Source organism: Galbibacter mesophilus, assembly GCF_023721415.1.
Lineage (GTDB): Bacteria > Bacteroidota > Bacteroidia > Flavobacteriales > Flavobacteriaceae > Galbibacter > Galbibacter mesophilus.
Map to the genome: position 1 here is coordinate 633,294 of NZ_JAMQVC010000001.1, position 19,913 is coordinate 653,206.

Genomic DNA, 19,913 nt, shown 5'->3' on the forward strand with positions numbered 1-19,913 from the left:
TGTCTTTTTGAAGTAAATAATCTTTATTTTAGTTACGTCAGAAAAATTGTAACATTTTTTGCGAAAAGACGTCAAATAAGCAACTAAAAAATTAAAATGATGGTAAAAACTGTACTCTCTTTTGTTTTGGCAATAGCACTTGCAGCTATTTCCTTTGCTCAAGAAATTAAATTTCAAGAATACGACTTGGCCAATGGCGTGCACGTTATTCTACACCAAGACAACACCGCTCCTGTGGTAACCACCTCCGTAATGTACCATGTAGGATCTAAAGATGAAAAACCGAACCGTACAGGTTTCGCCCACTTCTTTGAACATCTTCTTTTTGAAGGAACTAAGAATATTGAAAGAGGTGAATGGTTTAAAATTGTAAGTTCCAACGGCGGAAGCAACAACGCTAACACCACAACCGACAGGACTTATTACTACGAGGTTTTCCCTTCTAACAAATTGGAACTGGGTCTTTGGATGGAATCTGAACGGTTAATGCACCCAATTATTAACGAAATTGGTGTGGAAACCCAAAACGAAGTGGTTAAAGAAGAGAAACGTCAACGAATTGACAACTCTCCATATGGTGGACTCATCTACGGCACGGCTATTCAACCGTATCTATTCAAAAAACATCCTTACAGATGGAGCGTAATTGGCTCTATGGAAGATCTAGATGCCGCCACTCTTCAAGAATTTAAAGAGTTCAACCATAAATACTACGTACCAAACAATGCCGTGCTCGTGGTTGCCGGGGATATCGATATAAAGGAAACTGAAAAAATGATAAAAGATTATTTCGGTCCGATTCCCAAGGGAGAGCCCATTACAAGGAATTTCCCGAAAGAAGAGCCTATCACGCAAGAGATAAAAGCTACAGAATACGATAGCAACATCCAAATCCCAGCATTGGCGCTAGCGTACAGAACTCCGGCTATGACTGAAAAAGATGCGTATGTTCTCAACATGATTTCTACATATTTAAGTGATGGGAAAACTTCCAAACTATACAAGAAAATGGTAGATGAAAACAAATCTGCTTTACAAGTTTTTGCTTTTAACAGAGCGCAGGAAGATTACAGTATGTACAATATTTTTGCACTTCCATTGGGCGATGTTCCGCTTCAACAATTGGAAACAGAGATAGATGAAGAAATCAAAAAGCTTCAAACCACTTTAATTTCTGATAAAGATTACCAAAAACTTCAGAATAAAATGGAAAACGATTTTGTTAACTCCAATGCAAGCATCGAAGGTATTGCCAATTCTTTAGCTAGATACTATATGTTGTATGGCGACACTAACCTGATAAATTCTGAAATCGAAATTTACAGAAATATCAGTCGGGAAGACATCAAAAGAGTGGCAAACAAATACCTAAACAAGAATCAACGTTTACGCGTTGAATACTTACCAAAATCTACTGAAGAAAAATAGAAATTCTTATGAAGACTAAAATACTATCCATTATATTTTTACTGAGCATTGGTTTTACTTTTGCTCAAATAGACCGAACCAAGCAGCCCAAGCCAGGGCCAGCCCCGGAAATAAATCTTTCTGAACCGGAGACTTTCACCTTGAAAAACGGACTAACCGTTATGGTGGTGGAAAACCATAAATTACCTAGGGTTTCCATGACATTGACTATTGACAATGCACCCATTGCCGAAGGAAACAAAGCGGGTATTTCTTCCCTTACCGGAAGTATGTTGGGAAGCGGAACTACTTCCCTATCCAAAGATGAGTTTAATGAAAAGATTGATTATCTAGGAGCTTCAGTAAACTATGGAGCACAAGGAGCCTTCGCAGGAGCTTTATCGAAATACTTTCCTGAAATACTAGCCTTGATGGCCGATGGAGCGATAAATCCTGTTTTTCCCGAAGAAGAATTTGATAAAAAGAAGAAACAACTTATAGAAAGCATAAAATCTTCTGAAAACGACGTTTCTAGAATTGCCTCAAGGGTTTCTAACGCATTATCCTACGGAAAAGATCACCCTTACGGAGAATTTATGACCGAGGAAAGCATCAACAACCTAACGTTGGCAGATGTAAAAAACTTTTACAATACGTACTTTAAGCCCGCAAAAGCCTATTTGGTTATTGTTGGCGACGTAAAGGCCAATGAGGTTAAAAAGTTGGTGAAAGATAATTTTTCAGCATGGAAAAAAGACACCGCACCCCAAGTCACTTATTCTGCACCTAGAGATGTTCAGTACACGCAAATTGATTTTGTAGACATGCCAAATGCAGTGCAGTCGGAAATTCAAGTAGAAAATATGGCAGACATAAAAATGGCCGATGAAGATTATCATGCTGCACTTATTGCAAACCATATTTTAGGAGGAAGTTTTTCCAGTTACTTAAACATGAACTTACGTGAAGCGCATGGATATACCTATGGAGCAAGATCTTACATAGACGTAGATGAATACAATGCTTCTCAATTTGAAGCGAACGCCAGCGTAAGAAATGCTGTTACGGATAGCGCTGTGGTTGAATTCATGAAAGAGATAAAAAGAATTACTGAAGAACCCGTAAGTAACGAAGATTTGGTAAACGCAAAAGCAAAATATGTTGGAAACTTTGTAATCGCTTTAGAAGATCCGAAAACCATTGCTCGCTATGCGCTTAACATTAAAACCAGAAACCTTCCTGAGGATTTTTATTTAAATTATTTGAAAAAAATAAATGCCGTTACCGTAGCGGATGTACAACGCGTAGCCAAAAAATACTTTAAGCCGAACAAAGCCCGAATTATTGTAGCTGGAAAAGGAAGTGAAATTGCCGAAAAATTAGAGGCTCTCGACTATCCAATGAATTATTACAATAAAAAAGCCGAAAAAGTAGAAAAGCCAAACTACAATGTCACTGTTCCAGAAGGTGTTGATGCAAAAAGTGTTTTGTCTAATTACCTTAAAGCTATTGGAGGGAAAGATAAAGTAGAAAGTATTTCATCGCTCACACTTTCTTACGAAGGAAGTTTTAACGGTGCCACGGTAAAATCCGAGGAAAAAAGAACTGCCGACAAATACGCGCAAACCACCTACATGAATGGAAGCCCGATGATGGCCGTAATTGCCAATAGCGAGGAAGTTTATATGAAACAAGCAGGAAATAAAATACCGCTTCCTCCAAATATGCTTAAGGACATGAAAAGTGCCATTGGAACTTTTCCAGAGCTTGCTATGCTAAATAATGATTCGGCAAAATTAGCGGGCATTGAAAAAGTAGAAGGCAAAGATGCTTATAAAATTGAAGTTCCCGGGGATGTTATTCAGCAAGCGTATTTTTATGATGCTGAAACTGGGCTAAAAGTAAAAGAAGCTTCTGTGGTAAGCATGAACGGACAAACGCAGAACCAAGAAGCGTTGGTAAGCGACTATAAAGATTACGACGGAATTTTATTTCCATCAGTTAAAAAAGCTTCTTTGGGCGGACAACCCATAGAAAGCAAACTTATTGATGTGAAAATAAATCCAAGTTTTACAGATAAGGATTTCGAATAGTCCATCTGGCTAATAAGAACAAAAAAGGCTCCTTTTTAGGAGCCTTTTTTTATTTTAACATTTGACTTGTTGACTTGCTTCGAAGCAAAAAAGTCAGTCAATAAAATTCTATTCATCGTCTACCAACCAAAATCGGCTTTTAAAGCATCGATTCGCTCTAAAGCAAGATCCTTTGTGGCAAAGTCAATTTCTGGCATTCCGAAAGCTTTCTCGTAAGTGCGCATTGCCTTTTTAGGCTCTCCCATTTGTTCAAAATATTCTGCTTCCCAGAAAAATCCAAGCATTGTATCCGGATATTCTTTTTTTGCAATTTTGCTCAGTTCATTTAGCGACTCCAAATCCTCCTTCTTCTTGGTGGCAGCATAAATCGCCATCATATCATTAAGACTTACTTGTTTTTTAAAACCAAATAATGTTTCAATGGTGTTGTACTTTTCGGTAAGATAGCCAACTACTGGACCTTCATACGCCAAAACATCTTTTTTGTATTCCTCAACACTAATGGGTTTGTACATTTGAAAAATTTTGTCCAACGCTTTCGGAATTCCGTAGGAAGCAACTGAGTAATGGTCGGCATGCTCAAACTCATCAAAATAATAGTGGATATTATCATTAGTAATACCCTTCATAGTATTCTGGAACACCCTGATTCTTTCTAAATTTTCTCTTTCATCATTTTCACCGGTAGCGATATAATAAAAAAGCATTTCCTCCAAACCTCCTAATCTTTCAGGAGTATTTCTTTCCAGCGTTGGCGCAAAAGTAGGGGACAAATTGATGTACGCATTAAATAAAGAATTTCCTTTAAAAAGATAGTAGTTACCAAAATTAGCCGTAGTTCCGTGTCCAACTATCGCTTTAAACTGTGCTAGGTTATAATTTTTTGCAACCATAGGGATGAGTTCCATCCCGATAAACTCAAAGAAAGCATTTCCTTTTTTATCTGGAAAACCGTTTTCATCACTATAAAAACAGTCTTCATAACGCGTTTTTTCTTGATTAACACCTACAATAATACTTTTGGGCATTTCATCTTTATACGCATAAAACTTACTATTGGCCACAACAATATCAAAAAGGTAATCGGCATCTAGTACAACAATAAGTGGATACGATTTTTCTGCGGAATAATCTTCAGGAACATAAAGTTGAATATCCCTTTTTTCAGCTAATTTATACGATTCTAGGGTGGTAGAAGTTACCTGAGAACTCATTGTTAATGCACACAAAAAGAGTGCGGTACAAATAAATGTAGTCTTTTTCATGGTCTTTAGATTTGGTGGACGAAAGATAAAAAATTATTTGTTTCTATTGTAGAATGGTAAAAAAAGAAACGCCAAAGCTCCAAAAACAACGACCATAAGCGTTTGTGAAGTCCACATAATCCATCCAAATGCATCCCCGGAAGCCTTGGAAATACCGTACACTAATAAAATTTTACTTACAGCTATTGGGTAAAGCCCGATACCGCCGTTTGTAGCGCTCATAGCAAAAGCTCCGGCTACAAAAGCAGCTAAAATAGCATTTAGGGAAAGCGAGGCAGTTTCCGGAATACTGTATTTAATTAGCCAGAACATAGCAATATATAAAACCCAAATAAGCAAGGTGTAGATTATAAAAAGCCATTTTCTTTTCATTTTAAAAATACTCATAACGCCTTCGATAAGCTCGAAAACAAAATTCTTTACTTTCAAAAGAAAACCACTCTTTGCTCTTTTTATAAGTAATAAAAATGCAATGCCTGCCACAAGCAAGGCTACGCCAAATAAACTTAATTTTAAAAAGTTGACGTTTTTATTGGCGAAGTAATCAGCAATTACTTCAGTTTGAAGAATGGCAGTCACAGCCACTATAGTCAATAACAAAACCACATCGATTACCCTTTCGGCGATAATGGTGCCAAATGTTTTTTGAAAGGGAACTTTTTCGTAAGTCGTTAAGGTGGTCGCCCGAAGCACTTCCCCCGACCTAGGAATACCTAAATTAGCTAGATACCCCACAAATATAGCCATGAGATTATTCATTATTTTAGGCTTATAACCTATGGGTTCTAGTAAAAGGTTCCACCGGAGTGCTCTGGTAAAATGACTTAAAAAACCGAGAAATAAAGAGGCAATTACCCAGAAATAATCTGCATTTTTCACAGCTTCAAATATACTTTTTCGGTCTTCAGGCGTGGTATGGGAATAAGAGTACCAAATTAAAAAAACTCCCAACAAAAGTGGGAGTGTTTTTTTAAGTATATTTTTAAAGGATGTTTTCACATTATGTCAAGGTATTATCCTTTTCATTAGGGAAAATCAATGAGGGTTTAAAGCTTTTAGCTTCTTCAAAGTCCATTATTCCGTAAGAGATAATAATTATTACGTCCCCTTTTTGAACTCTTCTGGCTGCGGGCCCATTTAAAGTGATTTCGCCACTATTTTTAGCGCCTTTTATGGCGTAGGTTTCCAGTCGTTCTCCGTTATTGATATTAACTATCTGTACTTTTTCCCCTTCAATAATATTAGAAGCCTCCATAAGTGCTTCGTCTATGGTAATGCTTCCTATGTAATTTAGGTCGGCACCAGTAACCGTAACTCTGTGAATCTTAGACTTTACTACTTCAATTTGCATGATACAAAGGTATTAATTTAACGCCACATTATCTATCAGTCTTATGTCATTTGCATATACAGCAACAAAAAGTCTGTAGTGTTCGTTATCTTTTTTTGTTTTAACAGGTTTTAACGTTTTTTCATTAGCAATTTCAGCATATTCCAATTTAAAATTGGCATTTGAGCTGAATTGCTTTTCTATCCAATTCACGGTGTCTATTGCACTTTCTGTGCCAAACTTTTCTTTTGCTTTTAGAATGGTTTCGTAGATGAAGGATGCTTTTTCGCGAACCTCCTTCGGGAGGCGTTCGTTGCGGGAACTCATGGCGAGTCCGTTCTCTTCCCTACTTATGGGACATCCAACAATATTGACAGGAAGCTGGTTTTTTTCAACCATTTTTTTGATGATTTGGAGCTGCTGGAAGTCTTTTTCGCCAAAATAAGCGTTATTTGGCGTTACGATAGAAAATAACTTTTTCACAATGGTTCCAACTCCGTCAAAATGACCGCTTCTAAATTTACCTTCCATTTCATTTTCTAGTCCGTCAAAATCGAAGGCTTCCGAGGTAATATTATCGTCGTAAATATCTTCCGCAGAAGGCGCAAAAATGATTAGGTTATCGGACAAGGATTTTAGCTTCTCCAAGTCGTTTTCCAAACTCTTTGGATATTTTTCCAAATCGCTTTTATTATCGAACTGAGTAGGGTTTACAAATATGCTTACCACCACAAGGGTGTTATTCTGTAGCGCATTTTCTACCAGTGAAAGGTGACCTTTGTGCAAGGCGCCCATGGTGGGGACCAGCCCTATGGTTTGAGGCACATTTTTTTCCTTCTGAAGGAATTCAATCAATGCTTCTTTTTTATGAAAAATTTGCATTTTGAAAAAAATTAACAGCGTGCAAAGCTATATAAAATTAACTAATTAGGCATATTTTTTGTATTTTTGCATGCTTTAAACCTTAGTCCAAAGAAATAAATTGAATTTATGACAGACAAAAGAGTATTATTTGTCGCTTCTGAAATGGTTCCTTACTTACCGGAAAACGAAGTGTCTTCAATGGCTTACGAAAGTCCAAGAATGGTGAACGATAGAGGAGGGCAAATACGAATCTTTATGCCTCGTTTTGGAAATATTAATGAGAGAAGGCATCAACTGCACGAAGTAATTAGGCTCTCTGGGATGAATTTAGTGGTAAACGACATGGATATGCCATTGATTATTAAAGTTGCTTCCATCCCAAAAGAAAGAATTCAGGTTTACTTTATAGATAACGAAGAGTATTTTAAGAGAAAAGCTACATTCACCGATGAAGACGGCAACTTGTTCCCTGATAATGACGAGCGCGCCATTTTCTTTGCCAAAGGAGTTGTGGAAACAGTAAAAAAACTTAATTGGAATCCAGATATCATTCACGTCCATGGTTGGATGGCATCCTTGTTGCCTTTGTATTTGAAAAAATACTATGCAGATGAACCGCTATTTGCCGAAAGTAAAATAGTTACTTCTGTGTACAACAAAGGTTTTGAAGGCACGTTAGACAAAGAGATGTTGAACAAAGTGAAATTTGATGGAATTGAAGAAGAAGCAATAAGCTCTTTGGCAGAACCAACGTATAGCAACGTGCTAAAAGTAGCGGTAGACCATTCCGATGCTGTTGTAGTAGCTTCGGAAGAATTGCCGGATGATTTAAAACAACACATCGACGGTTTGGATAAGCCCGTGCAGCCATTCGTTTCAATTTATGAATTTGAAGAGGCTTACCACAAATTTTACGAAACAAAAGTATTAAGCTAATTAAAATACAAATGAAGAGGAGTTTTAAAGGAGGGAAAGTGTTAACAACACTGCTTGTTTTAAGTAGTGTTATTTTTTTTATAGCCTGCGAGAAAGATTACAATACTGTTGGGGTTGATTTGGTGGATAATGGACAGATAACCACCAATAACAAATCTTTTGACGTTTCTGCGTTCAACAGAAAATTGCAAAGCGTTCGTACCAATGGGCTCCCCGGTTATCAATTAGGTGATTTAAATCATGCTATTTACGGGGTAAGCACAACCTCATTTGCGAGTCAACTACAGTTAGCTACCACAAATCCATCTTTTGGTGATAAATCTCAAAGTGAAGAAAACAGTGAAGGTTCAGAAAACGAAAGAATCACAGCTGTGTATCTAAACATTCCTTTTTTCAGCACCGAATTGGCTGACACAACCGATTTGGATGAGGACGAACCCAAACCTTTTCGGGTAGATTCCATTTTCGGAAATAGAGAAGCTGCCTTCAACTTAAAAGTACAGGAATTCACTAAGTTTTTACGTGATTTGGACCCGGACAGTAATTTCCAGGAAGCTCAGGAATATTTTTCAAATGAAGACCCGCTTCCTTTCGCAACGACCGTTCTTTACGAAAATACATATAAGTTAAGTTTTGAGGAAATTGTTATTTCAGACCCAGAGGCGGAAGACGACCCAGATACCGATGATGTTGATGAGTCTAAAGTTCCGAAAGAAAGAATTAGACCTGGAATACGCGTAGAACTGAATAAAGACTTTTTTCAGCAGAAAATATTGGATAATGAAGGGCAAAGTGTATTAACTAGCCAGAATAACTTTAAAGATTTCCTTCGCGGACTTTATATCTCTGCCGATATGCCTAACGAAGATTTAGCGATGCTTCTTAATGCAAATGGAGGGAATGTAGAGATAGAATACGATTACGATGCAGTGGTAGATGAAAAAGACACCATAAAGAGCAAATCCTTTAAATTAAATTTAACGGGAGGAAACAAGGTTAATTATATTGAGAATGCTGCTTACCCAATGGATATAACCAATGAGTTTAATAATGCCAATGCATCTAAACTCTATCCTTACGGAGGTGCTGGAAGCTACGTGGAAATAGATGTTTTGGCAGGAACTGGTAACACAGAAATAGCGTTTCAAGAAGCGATAGAAAAAGGATGGTTGATTAACGAAGCTAATTTAGTCTTTTACGTAGACGAATCTTCCCTTCCTGAACAAACAGATCTTACGCTCCCACAACGTTTATATCTATATGATTTGAACAATAATCGGGCGTTAATCGATTATAATTTGGATTTAGCCGGAGGAACAGGGGTTGATTCCACAACTTTTAATAATTATGGAGGTAGGTTAGATAAAAATAACGATTCAGGATTACAATATAAATTCAGAGTTACAGATTATATCAATAATATAATTCGTAATGATTCTACCAACACTAGATTGGGCTTATCTACCTCAAGCAATATTTTTAATTCTGTAAATGTTTCTGCATTTCAAAACGCAGAAGAAGTTACAGTCCCTCAAGCTTCTATCACTAATATGTATGGAACCGTTTTAAAAGGAAACAATGTTCCAGACAATGATGAAAAAAGATTAAAACTCGAAATTTATTACACCGAGCCAAGTGCTACGGGTAATAACTAACTAAAAATTTAAACGAATGTGTGGGATTGTAGGTTACATAGGCCCTAGAGAAGCCTATCCAATTGTTGTAAAAGGACTGGAACGTCTAGAATACCGAGGTTATGACAGTGCAGGAATTGTTTTATACGATGGTAAAAATGCACAACTTTGTAAAACCAAAGGAAAAGTAGCCGATTTAAAGGCAAAAGCCGAAAATGAAAATATCACCAAAGGAAATATTGGCTTAGGCCATACCCGATGGGCAACACACGGGGTTCCTAACGATGTGAATGCGCATCCGCATTATTCTAATTCTGGTGATCTGGTTATCATCCACAACGGAATTATAGAAAATTACGGCTCCATAAAAACTGCTCTTGAAAAAAGAGGATACACTTTTCAATCTGATACCGACACCGAAGTATTGGTAAATCTCATTGAATACATAAAAAATAAAGAGGAAGTAAAATTAGGTAAAGCAGTTCAAATTGCTTTAAATCAAGTAATCGGAGCCTATGCTATTGCCGTTTTCGACCGGACCAAACCAGACGAAATCGTTGCTGCCAAATTAGGTAGTCCGTTGGCAATTGGTATTGGCGAAGATGAGTTTTTTATTGCTTCTGATGCCTCACCATTTATCGAATTCACCAATAATGCTATTTATTTGGAAGACGAACAAATGGCAATCATCAAATTAGGACGAGACGTTAAGATTCGTGAAATCAAGAATGATAAGCCTGTAGCTCCTTTTGTACATGAGCTACAATTAAATTTGGAGCAGATCGAAAAGAATGGTTACGACCATTTTATGCTGAAGGAAATTCATGAACAACCAGAGGCCATTAAAGATACTTACCGTGGCCGACTTCGTATTAACGAAGGAATCATTAAAATGGCTGGGATTGAAGATAACCTAGAGAAAATCTTAAAAGCGAAAAGAATAATTATTGTTGCCTGCGGAACTTCTTGGCACGCAGGATTGGTTGCCGAATATATCTTTGAAGACTTGGTTAGAATTCCTGTAGAAGTAGAATATGCTTCTGAATTTAGGTACCGTAATCCAGTGATTACTTCCGAAGATGTAGTAATCGCCATTTCTCAATCCGGAGAAACTGCAGATACATTGGCAGCTATTAAACTGGCAAAACAACACGGAGCCTTTGTATTTGGTGTTTGTAATGTAGTTGGTTCTTCCATAGCGAGAGAATCCCATGCAGGTGCTTACACACATGCCGGTCCAGAGATTGGGGTAGCTTCTACCAAAGCTTTCACTACACAAATTACCGTACTTACTTTAATTGCTTTAAAATTGGCGCAGTCTAAAGGAATGATTTCCAAAACTGACTTCCATAAGTATTTAGCTGAAATGGAAGCCATTCCTGCCAAAGTTGAAGAAAGTTTAAAAGTGGATGACCACATTAAATATATTTCTTCCGTTTACAAGGATTCACCAAACTTCCTTTATTTAGGTCGTGGATACAATTTCCCTGTAGCATTGGAAGGAGCTCTGAAACTAAAAGAAATTTCTTATATCCATGCTGAAGGTTACCCTGCTGCTGAAATGAAGCATGGCCCAATCGCCTTGATTGATGAGCAAATGCCTGTAGTGGTTATTGCTACAAAAAAAGGCCATTATGAAAAAGTGGTAAGTAATATTCAGGAGATAAAATCCAGAAAAGGAAAAATTATAGGTATTGTTACAAAAGGTGATACGGAGGTTAAATCAATGGCAGATTATGTTATTGAAGTTCCCGAAACTATCGAAGGCTTAACACCCTTGTTAACGACAATTCCGCTTCAATTACTTTCTTATCACATTGCTGTAATGCGTGGTTGTAATGTCGATCAGCCGAGAAACCTAGCAAAATCAGTTACTGTGGAATAGCAGATTATTAATTCCGCAATTATTAACATAAATGATTGCGGAATTAAAAAAATATGTATATTGTTCTTGTCTAAAACTAACTAAATTATGATGAGAACAATTTTTTTTGCATTCATTTTTATGTCTGCTGGGATTATTTCTGCCCAAACTACCATTTCAGGTAACGTTACCGATGAGCAAGGACAGCCCATCCCAAGTGCCAATGTTATTGTAAGTGGCACCTCTGTTGGAACAGTAACTGATTTCGACGGAAATTTCACCCTTTCTGTAGAACAATCTTTCCCAATCTCCATTACAGTTTCAAGTATTGGATTTACTTCGCAAACGATTGCGTTATCTTCCAGCGAATCGATTTCTGTTCAATTGGCGGAACAAACTACTAATCTGGGGGAAATTGTAATTTCTGCCTCACGAACCCCGGAACGGATTTTTGAATCGCCCGTGACCGTGGAGCGATTTGGTTTAAAGGAAATTAAAAATACTGCTTCAATCGATTTTTATGGCGGATTGGAGAATTTAAAAGGTGTTGACATCAACACGAACAGTTTAACGTTTAAATCTATTAACACACGTGGATTTGCAGCCTTTGCAAATACTCGCTTTGTGCAATTAGTGGACGGAATGGACAACTCCGCTCCTGCCCTAAACTTTCCATTGGGAAATTTACTGGGGATGACAGAAATCGACGTACAAAGTGTTGAGTTACTTCCAGGAGCTTCCTCTGCCCTTTATGGTGCCAATGCGTTTAATGGTATTCTATTTATGCGCAGTAAAAATCCGTTTGATGATGATGGAATTAGCGCGTATGTAAAAACCGGAATGACATCCCAAGAAGCTGCAGGAGATAATGTTTATTGGGATTTAGGTATCAGGGCAGCTAAGAAATTTTCGGATAAATTTGCCGCTAAAGCAAACTTTTCATATCTAAAAGGAACCGACTGGTATGCGGTAAGTCAAGAAAATGTTTTAAATCCAGGCGTCGGTCGAGAGGCTCCTAACTATGACGGCCTAAATGTGTATGGTGATGAAGTGAGCACAAATATTCGTGGCGTTGGACAAGCTTTGGCGAGCCAAGGATTAATCCCTTCAGGTGCTGTAAATTTACTTCCAAACGAAACCGTTAGTAGAACGGGTTATTTGGAAAGCAACCTCACCAATTATGAGGCGGAGAGTATAAAGTTTGATGCTGCCCTCCATTACCGACCTTTTGCAGATGACTTTGAAATTATCTACCAAGCTAAAGTAGGAAAAGGAGCCACTATTTATCAAGGTGCAAACCGTTACTCCTTAAGAAATTTCTTCCTTCAACAGCATAAAATAGAAGTACGTGATAAAAACTTTTTCGTTCGTGGATATATGACAGATGAAGATGCTGGAGACTCTTACGATATGCGCTTCACCGGTATCAATATTAATCGCTTTTGGAAGGATGATAGAGCTTGGTTTGGAGAGTATGCTGGTGCTTATGTGCAAGCAACCCTCGGGGGAGCTTCCAGCGAGCAGGCACATCAATTAGCTAGACAAACTGCCGATACGGGTAGGCTACTGCCGGGTACACCAGAATTTCAAAATGCTTTTGACACCGTTACCAATGACCCTGACTTGGCTTCAGGATCGCAATTTAGGGATGCCTCCCAATTGTATCATGCCGATGCAAACTATAATTTTTCAGACCTTATTGATTTTGCAGATATTCAAGTTGGTGGATCTTTCAGAACGTATCGCTTGAATTCCTTCGGAACTATTTTTACGGATTTCGACGGTCCTATTAGCTACAACGAGTTGGGACTTTATACCCAAATTCAGAAACAATTAATGGACGAACGTTTAAAATTAACTGCTTCTTTCCGTTATGATAAGTCAGAATTATTTGATGGACAAGTAACTCCACGTTTTTCAATTGGATATACTGCCGGCGAAGAAAAGAACCATAACTTCAGGGCATCTATACAAACGGCTTTTAGAAACCCGACAACTCAAGATTTGTATATTGGGTTAGATGTAGGTCGCGCTGTCTTGGTAGGTTCTGCGGAAGATAATTTAGACAGATATGTACGAACATATAACGTAAATAATGCAGCTGCCAACGGAGGGCAAAACACTGCAACCATTAGCGGACGAGATGCTTATGAAAACTCATTTTCCGTTAGTTCAGTTCAAGCGGGCACTCCAGAATTAGCCGATGTTGATATCGTTGAACCTGAAAAAGCAATTGCTTACGAAGTTGGTTATAGAGCCCAGCTAGGCAAATTCAGTATAGATTTGAGCGGTTACTACACCGATTATGAAGACTTTATAGCGAATGAAAACGTTATTGTTCCATTATACGGTCAAGTTGGCGATAACAGTCAATCGCTAGCCGCATTGCAAAGTGGGGATACACGTATATTTCAAACCTATACCAATGCAGAATCCGGCGTGCAATCTTATGGTGCAGCCGTTGCGGTGGCCACGAAAGTGCTAAACGGTTTTGATTTGTCAGCAAATTATACATTTGCAGATTTTGAACAGGACGATCCAGATTTTAGACCTGGATTCAACACCCCGAAACATAAAGTAAAAGCATCTTTTGGCCACACCAACCTGGTAGAAAATTTTGGCTTTAATATTAACTACCGATGGAGTGATGCGTTTTTCTGGCAAGCTTCTTTTGGAGACGGAAATGTACCTTCTTTTAACGTTTTTGATGCGCAGCTTAGTTACGGAATTACTTCCATCAAATCAACCTTTAAGGTCGGAGCTACCAATATCGGTGCTGAAGAATATTTTACTGCCTATGGAACCGGTTTAATTGGGTCGCAATTCTATGTGTCTTGGACCATCAACAATTTCTAAAATCAAAATACTACAAACAATGAACACAAAATATATCGCTATACTTACGTTTTTTTTAATCGGGCTCATAAGCTGTAGTTCCGATGATGATAGCTCAGAAGGAACAGATCCTGAAGTAATATATTCTGCCGGTACAGCCGATTTTTCAAATTACGTTTCCGTAGGGAATTCATTAACCGCTGGATATACTGATGGCGCACTTTTTCAGGCTAGTCAGCAAAACTCTATGCCGAATTTGTTAGCGCAACAGTTCTCGTTAGTTGGAGGAGGAGAATTTTCCCAACCCTTAATGAATGATAATCTTGGGGGAGCTACCCTTGGAGGCAACGTAATCCTAGAAAACCGTTTATTTTTCAACGGCTCAGGACCAGCCCGTTTGCCTGGAAACCCGACTACGGAAATTTCCCAAACACTGTCAGGAAACTTTAACAACATGGGCGTTCCAGGAGCGTTAAGTTATCATCTTCTGGCAAATGGATATGGAAACATTGCAGGTGTGCAAAGCGGTCAAGCGAATCCGTATTTCGTTCGTTTTGCCTCTAACCCAAGCACCTCTATAATTGCCGATGCCGTTAGTCAAAATCCAACTTTCTTTACGCTTTGGATAGGAAATAACGACGTATTGGGATACGCTACTTCTGGAGGAACTGGAGTCGACCAAAAAGGAAATTTAGATCCAAGCACCTACGCCAGCAACGACATTACTGATCCTAATGTTTTCGCCCAAGTTTATAGCGGAATCGTGGCGCAATTAACCGCCAATGGCGCAAAGGGTGCTGTGGCTAATATTCCAAATGTAACGTCTATTCCATATTTCACTACTGTTCCATTTAATCCAGTACCTTTAGATGAAGCGACTGCCAATCAATTAAACATGCAATTAATTGGCCCTGTAAAGCAAATATTAACAGCCTTGGGCGCAGGAGATCGATTGGTTTTACTGGAAGCTGGCGCAAACAACCCCTTAATGATTAAAGATGAAGACCTTCAAGACCTTTCTGCCCAACTCAACGGCGCACTGCAACAGGCAGGAATTCCAGCTCAGCAAGCTGGCTTAATGGCCATGTTGTATGGACAGGCGAGACATGCTACAGAAATGGACCTAATTACCTTACCTACTTCATCCCTAATCGGAACTGAACAGGCTGGTGTCCCAGCACCTTTCAATAATGTTGGTGTCACTTATCCACTGCAGGACGGTGCTGTACTACTCCCAAGCGAACAAAAAGCATCGACAGATGCGGTTATTGCTTTTAATAGCACCATAGAAGCCGTGGCAGAGCAAAACGGATTAGCACTAGTAGACGCCAACGCTATTTTAGATGAAGTGGTAAATGGCGGGGCTTCATTTGATGAGTTTGTGCTGAATGGCGATTTGGTGTTTGGAGGGGCATTTTCTTTGGATGGAGTTCATCCAACCGCTCGTGGTTACGCTTATTTGGCAAATAACTTTTTAGAAGCGATAGAAAATAGTTTTGATGCCGTTTTACCAAGACTGAAAGCAGCAGATTACAACACCTTGTATCCTGCTCAATTACCATAAATAATAGTTTATTATGCTTTTGAAGAGAAAATGATGTACATTAAAGTAATGTTGGTAGCTTAAATGCAACTAACTATACAAAAATAGTTTCATGAAAATTAGACTTACATACATTTTATTGTTTTTTGTTTTCTCTTCAAAAGCACAATTCAATGAACAAAAAGGAGCCGTTGCTGAAGGATTTGATGTTGTTTCATATTTTCAAGGGAAACCGAAAAAAGGCACCTCAGCATTAAAAGTAACCTATGCCGATGCAGAGTTTAGATTTTCTTCAGAAGAAAATTTAAAGGCTTTTAAAAATAATCCGAAGAAATACATTCCGCAATACGGAGGGTATTGTGCGTATGCCATGGCCGATGGTAAAAAGGTAAAAGTGAATCCAAATACCTTTGAAATTAGGGAAGACAAATTATATCTTTTTTATAATAGCTGGGGAAACAATACGTTGGAACTTTGGGAAGAAGAAGGTGCCGAAGCTCTTCGTAAAAACGCTGATGCAAATTGGCAAAAAATAACGGCTAAGCACCGTTGATAGTGCCATATTTTAGGTTACTTGGCAAATACCATTTCATATTTGAAATGACTGCCATAAAACGCTCTTTTTTCCTTTCTATTTTAGAATAAAAAGAAAACGTAGCTAGGGCTATGTCTTAGTTTTCTTCTTCATATAAAGAAAAAAATATTCGTTTTCTTTTTCAGTAATTTTAAACAAGAACTGGTATAAATTGAAATTGTTTTTCTTAGAAAAAGCTTACTTTTGAAATACCATCCACGCAAAGGTTAATAAAATGAAGCAAAAAATAACGCTTAAAGAGATTTCCAGAAGGTTCAACGTATCTATTTCTACGGTTTCCAAAGCATTAAAGGATAGCCCAGAAATTAGTGAGAAAACAAAAGAAATTATTCAAGCTTTTGCCAAAGAACACCACTACAAACCCAATAACATTGCGCTGAGTTTAAAAAACCAGAAAACAAAGAATATTGGCATTATTCTACCGGAAATTGTTCATTACTTTTTCTCTTCCGTAATTACGGGAGTTGAGAGATTAGCTTCAGAAAAAGGATACAATGTAATTGTTTGTATTTCCAATGAGTCTTTCGACAAAGAAGTAATCAATATGCAAATGTTGGCCAACGGAAGTATTGATGGTTTTATAATGTCATTGTCGAAGGATACAGAAAAGAAGCAAGATTTTCATCATATAAATGAAGTGATTAACCAAGGGATGCCAGTTGTGATGATAGACCGCGTTACCGATCAAGTAAATTGTGACAAGGTTATTATTGATGACTTTCACGGAGCCTACAGTGCTGTTTCATATTTAATTGAAAGTGGAAGAAAAAAAATAGCGCTCTTGACCATGCCAGATTATATGAGTGTGGGTAAACTGCGTACCGAAGGCTACAAAAAAGCTCTTACCGATGCTGGTTTGGAAGTAGATGAGAACCTAATTGTTAAAATAGAAGACTTTTACAGCGGATTTGAACCTGTAGAACAATTATTAAAAAACCATGAAGTAGATGCTGTTTTTGGCGTAACGGAATTTTTTGCGGTTTCTGCCATGAAAATAGCGCAAAAAATGGGTAAAACAGCGCCCAATGACATTTCTTTTATCGGCTTTACCGACGGAATCATCTCAGTAAGTAGCAGTCCGTCCCTAACCACTGTTAGTCAGCATGGTGAAGAAATAGGAGAAAGGGCAGCCGACCTCCTCATTAAACGCTTGGAGGAAGAAGATTTTGAATCGCGCCCTTATGAGACCGAGATTATAAAATCCAGTTTGGTAAAAAGGGAATCTACTCTCTAATTTTTTGAATTATTTTTTCGGAATATAAACTTCGGTCTTCCAACGCAAAGCATCACCACCAAGGTTAGGGTTATTATGGAATTGCTCGATAATTTTGTTTTCTAAAGTTAGAGAATGGTTTTGTGCATAATCGTATAGTTGGAACCAAGCATTATGTGAATACATATAATTGCCGTTAAATACCAATTTTAAAGCGCTCTCCGCTTTGAGTTCCTTAAAAAATATGTCGCCAGGTCTACCAGGAAGCTTGTTTACATTTTTGATAGGAAAGCAAAAGTCCATATCAATGCTATTTTCCTTTTTATTAAATGAAATAATTGAAACCAGTGGTCTTCCGTCTAATTCAATGTTATTATCCGCAATGTAACCGCTGATATAATTGTAGTTACGCATCATCTGCTCTGCCTTTCCTTCAGGAGTAGTTTTAGCATTTACACAAGCACATTTTTTAGCTGGTGATACGGTATCAATTATTTGGGATAGTCTAAACGTAGATCTATTCCTATCTAAAGTCTTTTTGAAATCAATTAAGAAACTTTTCGTGTTCTCCGTAAATTCCGTTTCCGTAAAAGGAGCTAAAATTCTATTCTGAAAACTATTTCCGGCTTGTTTTACGCCAGCGCTAATTTCAGAAATGGAATCATTTAAGATTTCAATATCCCAGAAAACTTTGTAAACATCTCCTTTGTAACTTACTTCTTGTGTAATTTGCGAGTAAAGCGTACTATCAATCGTAGTCGTTTTTATGGAATCATTGGTTTTCTGCCAATTGATTATACCATTAAAAATAGTCCCTGTACTTGCTGGTACTTTAAATTGATAGATGTAATCACTTTTTTTAATGAAGAAATACCAGATCATTATCCCAACAGTTAGAAGGGATATAACAATTTTAATTTTTTTCACTTGCACAAATTTAGAAAGTCCCACCCTGCTAGATGGGACTTTTAATTCAGGATTTTATTTGTTGAAAGCTATTTTTTCGTTTGTCATTTTATCAAGTTTGGCGATAACCACATCCGCTAAGTCCCTACCTTGCTTAACACCCACTTCAATGGCTGCACGGTAATGTATTCCGCCGTACATTCTACTCATGGCTGCTTCATCGGCGGCTTTGTTAAACGAAGGAAAAGAGCGAACAGGTAAACCGTAAGGAACTTCCGTATCATCATCAAAAGAAAAGTCATCCCCAAAAATAGAGGTCAATGTTTTAGCCGCAGCTCCCGATACCACCGAATGCCCGCTAGTATATTCCGGAAATGGCGGTGTTTGCAGTACTGGCTTCCAGTTTTCGTCGATATACTGATTAATAACCGTTTCTGGGCGAATTAAATTACTTCTGTATTTTTCATCCCAACAGCTTATAAAACCGTCGAAAATAGCAATAGCCGTTTTGGTGTAAGCGAATAGTGTTTCATTAAAATCAGCATTTACTTTTCTCGCAGCAATTTTAGTGATCCCAATCCAATGCGCACCCGGTGTGATTTTTTTGGTCGCAAACATTAAATGTCCTTTGGTCACTGACACATACGGATTACAATCCCAGAACTTGGCAATCGCAATTTCTTCAGAAGCATCACCTTTTTCTGTCATGTCGTTTCGAACATTATACACTTCCATTACCTCTTTAAAAAATGGGCTATCTTCTTCCAGTGAAAACTCTGGAGGTGGCAGCGGCTTGAATTGCGAAGCAGAATCGATGGCCAAAGTTCTAATTTTCATCCAGTGTGGCTCAATCCCGTCGATGTAAGCAGGCGGCGTTGGTTGCCAGCGGGCTGGATCATCTGTGTTTACCGTAAACTTCGGCATAGTTCGGGTCTGCTTGTAATTATCTTTATCCATCCATTCCTTCATATGCGCTACTACCTGCATGGCATAATCCTTGGAAGCGGTGAACTCTGTTTCGTTGATATTTTTCCACTCGGTGTAAAGACTATCTTGATACTTTTCCATTCTGTCTTCAGAAAAAATCAAGCTTTTACTTACTTCCATGTGGGCAATGAGTGCCGCCACTTGATAATTTATATTATCGGTTTCCGTGGCCACGGGAATAGGCTTTAAATCCGTAACTACCCCTGCCAAGGAATTGTAATTGGGATCATGTTGGGCCATAATTTCGTAAGCAGCAATATCTGCGTATGCAAAAATTCTACTAGCCACAGGAGGCGAAAAAATATCATGAATCATAATCCCAACCACCTGATCGATGGCCTCATGCAAATTTTCTGATGTTACTTCTATGGGCTTTTCCTCCTTTTGGCAAGAAGCAAAAAGTAAAAAGCAAACACTCAAGCTTAATAAAATACGTTTCAT

At 38.1% G+C, this 19,913-nt stretch carries 15 protein-coding genes; 9 read left to right on the forward strand and 6 right to left on the reverse strand.

Annotation, left to right across the window (positions count from 1 at the left end; all coding sequences use genetic code 11):
- Window positions 1–99 precede the first annotated feature (99 nt).
- Both NDQ75_RS02810 and NDQ75_RS02815 read left to right on the forward strand, forming a co-directional pair.
- Window positions 100–1,428: a M16 family metallopeptidase gene (locus tag NDQ75_RS02810; protein WP_202028669.1), complete on the forward strand. Its 1,329-nt coding sequence runs from the start codon at window positions 100–102 to the stop codon at window positions 1,426–1,428.
- 8 nt (window positions 1,429–1,436) lie between these two features.
- Window positions 1,437–3,500, forward strand: coding sequence for a M16 family metallopeptidase (locus tag NDQ75_RS02815; RefSeq protein WP_202027861.1), 2,064 nt, complete (start codon window positions 1,437–1,439; stop codon window positions 3,498–3,500).
- Window positions 3,501–3,619: 119 nt separating this feature from the next.
- Here NDQ75_RS02815 and NDQ75_RS02820 read toward each other — a convergent pair whose 3' ends face one another.
- Genes NDQ75_RS02820 through panC form a run of 4 tightly spaced genes read right to left on the reverse strand, consistent with a single transcriptional unit; the run spans window position 3,620 to window position 6,977 of the window.
- Complete coding sequence (locus tag NDQ75_RS02820; RefSeq protein WP_202027862.1) at window positions 3,620–4,765, reverse strand: alpha/beta hydrolase; 1,146 nt, start codon at window positions 4,763–4,765, stop codon at window positions 3,620–3,622.
- A gap of 33 nt (window positions 4,766–4,798) precedes the next feature.
- Window positions 4,799–5,764 (reverse strand): lysylphosphatidylglycerol synthase transmembrane domain-containing protein, encoded by a 966-nt coding sequence (locus NDQ75_RS02825; RefSeq protein ID WP_202027863.1) that lies wholly within the window; start codon window positions 5,762–5,764, stop codon window positions 4,799–4,801.
- A 1-nt stretch (window position 5,765) separates the two neighbouring features.
- Entirely contained in the window at window positions 5,766–6,116 is a 351-nt protein-coding gene (gene panD / locus NDQ75_RS02830; protein WP_202027864.1) for an aspartate 1-decarboxylase, read from the reverse strand.
- 12 nt (window positions 6,117–6,128) lie between these two features.
- Window positions 6,129–6,977 carry a pantoate--beta-alanine ligase gene (gene panC, locus NDQ75_RS02835; protein ID WP_202027865.1) on the reverse strand — a complete coding sequence of 283 codons (849 nt, stop codon included), beginning with the start codon at window positions 6,975–6,977 and terminating at the stop codon, window positions 6,129–6,131.
- Window positions 6,978–7,085: 108 nt separating this feature from the next.
- On the opposite strand from panC, the gene NDQ75_RS02840 reads away from it, so the two are divergent.
- The 7 genes from NDQ75_RS02840 (at window position 7,086) to NDQ75_RS02870 (ending at window position 17,600) form a co-directional block, all read left to right on the forward strand.
- Complete coding sequence (locus NDQ75_RS02840) at window positions 7,086–7,895, forward strand: glycogen/starch synthase (RefSeq protein WP_202027866.1); 810 nt, start codon at window positions 7,086–7,088, stop codon at window positions 7,893–7,895.
- Between the two features lie 11 nt (window positions 7,896–7,906).
- Window positions 7,907–9,550, forward strand: coding sequence for a DUF4270 domain-containing protein (locus NDQ75_RS02845; RefSeq protein WP_202027867.1), 1,644 nt, complete (start codon window positions 7,907–7,909; stop codon window positions 9,548–9,550).
- A gap of 16 nt (window positions 9,551–9,566) precedes the next feature.
- Window positions 9,567–11,414: a glutamine--fructose-6-phosphate transaminase (isomerizing) gene (gene glmS, locus NDQ75_RS02850; RefSeq protein WP_202027868.1), complete on the forward strand. Its 1,848-nt coding sequence runs from the start codon at window positions 9,567–9,569 to the stop codon at window positions 11,412–11,414.
- Window positions 11,415–11,501: 87 nt separating this feature from the next.
- The gene (locus NDQ75_RS02855; protein ID WP_202027869.1) at window positions 11,502–14,249 is read left to right on the forward strand and encodes a TonB-dependent receptor; all 2,748 of its coding nucleotides are present in this window, start codon (window positions 11,502–11,504) and stop codon (window positions 14,247–14,249) included.
- Window positions 14,250–14,268: 19 nt separating this feature from the next.
- On the forward strand, window positions 14,269–15,792 hold the full coding sequence (locus NDQ75_RS02860; protein WP_202027870.1) for an SGNH/GDSL hydrolase family protein: 1,524 nt from the start codon (window positions 14,269–14,271) through the stop codon (window positions 15,790–15,792).
- A 91-nt stretch (window positions 15,793–15,883) separates the two neighbouring features.
- Complete coding sequence (locus NDQ75_RS02865; protein ID WP_202027871.1) at window positions 15,884–16,324, forward strand: YHS domain-containing (seleno)protein; 441 nt, start codon at window positions 15,884–15,886, stop codon at window positions 16,322–16,324.
- 256 nt (window positions 16,325–16,580) lie between these two features.
- Complete coding sequence (locus tag NDQ75_RS02870; protein ID WP_202027872.1) at window positions 16,581–17,600, forward strand: LacI family DNA-binding transcriptional regulator; 1,020 nt, start codon at window positions 16,581–16,583, stop codon at window positions 17,598–17,600.
- 9 nt (window positions 17,601–17,609) lie between these two features.
- Here the strand turns inward: NDQ75_RS02870 and NDQ75_RS02875 are convergent, their stop codons facing one another.
- The gene (locus tag NDQ75_RS02875; protein ID WP_202027873.1) at window positions 17,610–18,506 is read right to left on the reverse strand and encodes a GyrI-like domain-containing protein; all 897 of its coding nucleotides are present in this window, start codon (window positions 18,504–18,506) and stop codon (window positions 17,610–17,612) included.
- Window positions 18,507–18,560: 54 nt separating this feature from the next.
- The gene (locus tag NDQ75_RS02880; RefSeq protein ID WP_202027874.1) at window positions 18,561–19,913 is read right to left on the reverse strand and encodes a vanadium-dependent haloperoxidase; all 1,353 of its coding nucleotides are present in this window, start codon (window positions 19,911–19,913) and stop codon (window positions 18,561–18,563) included.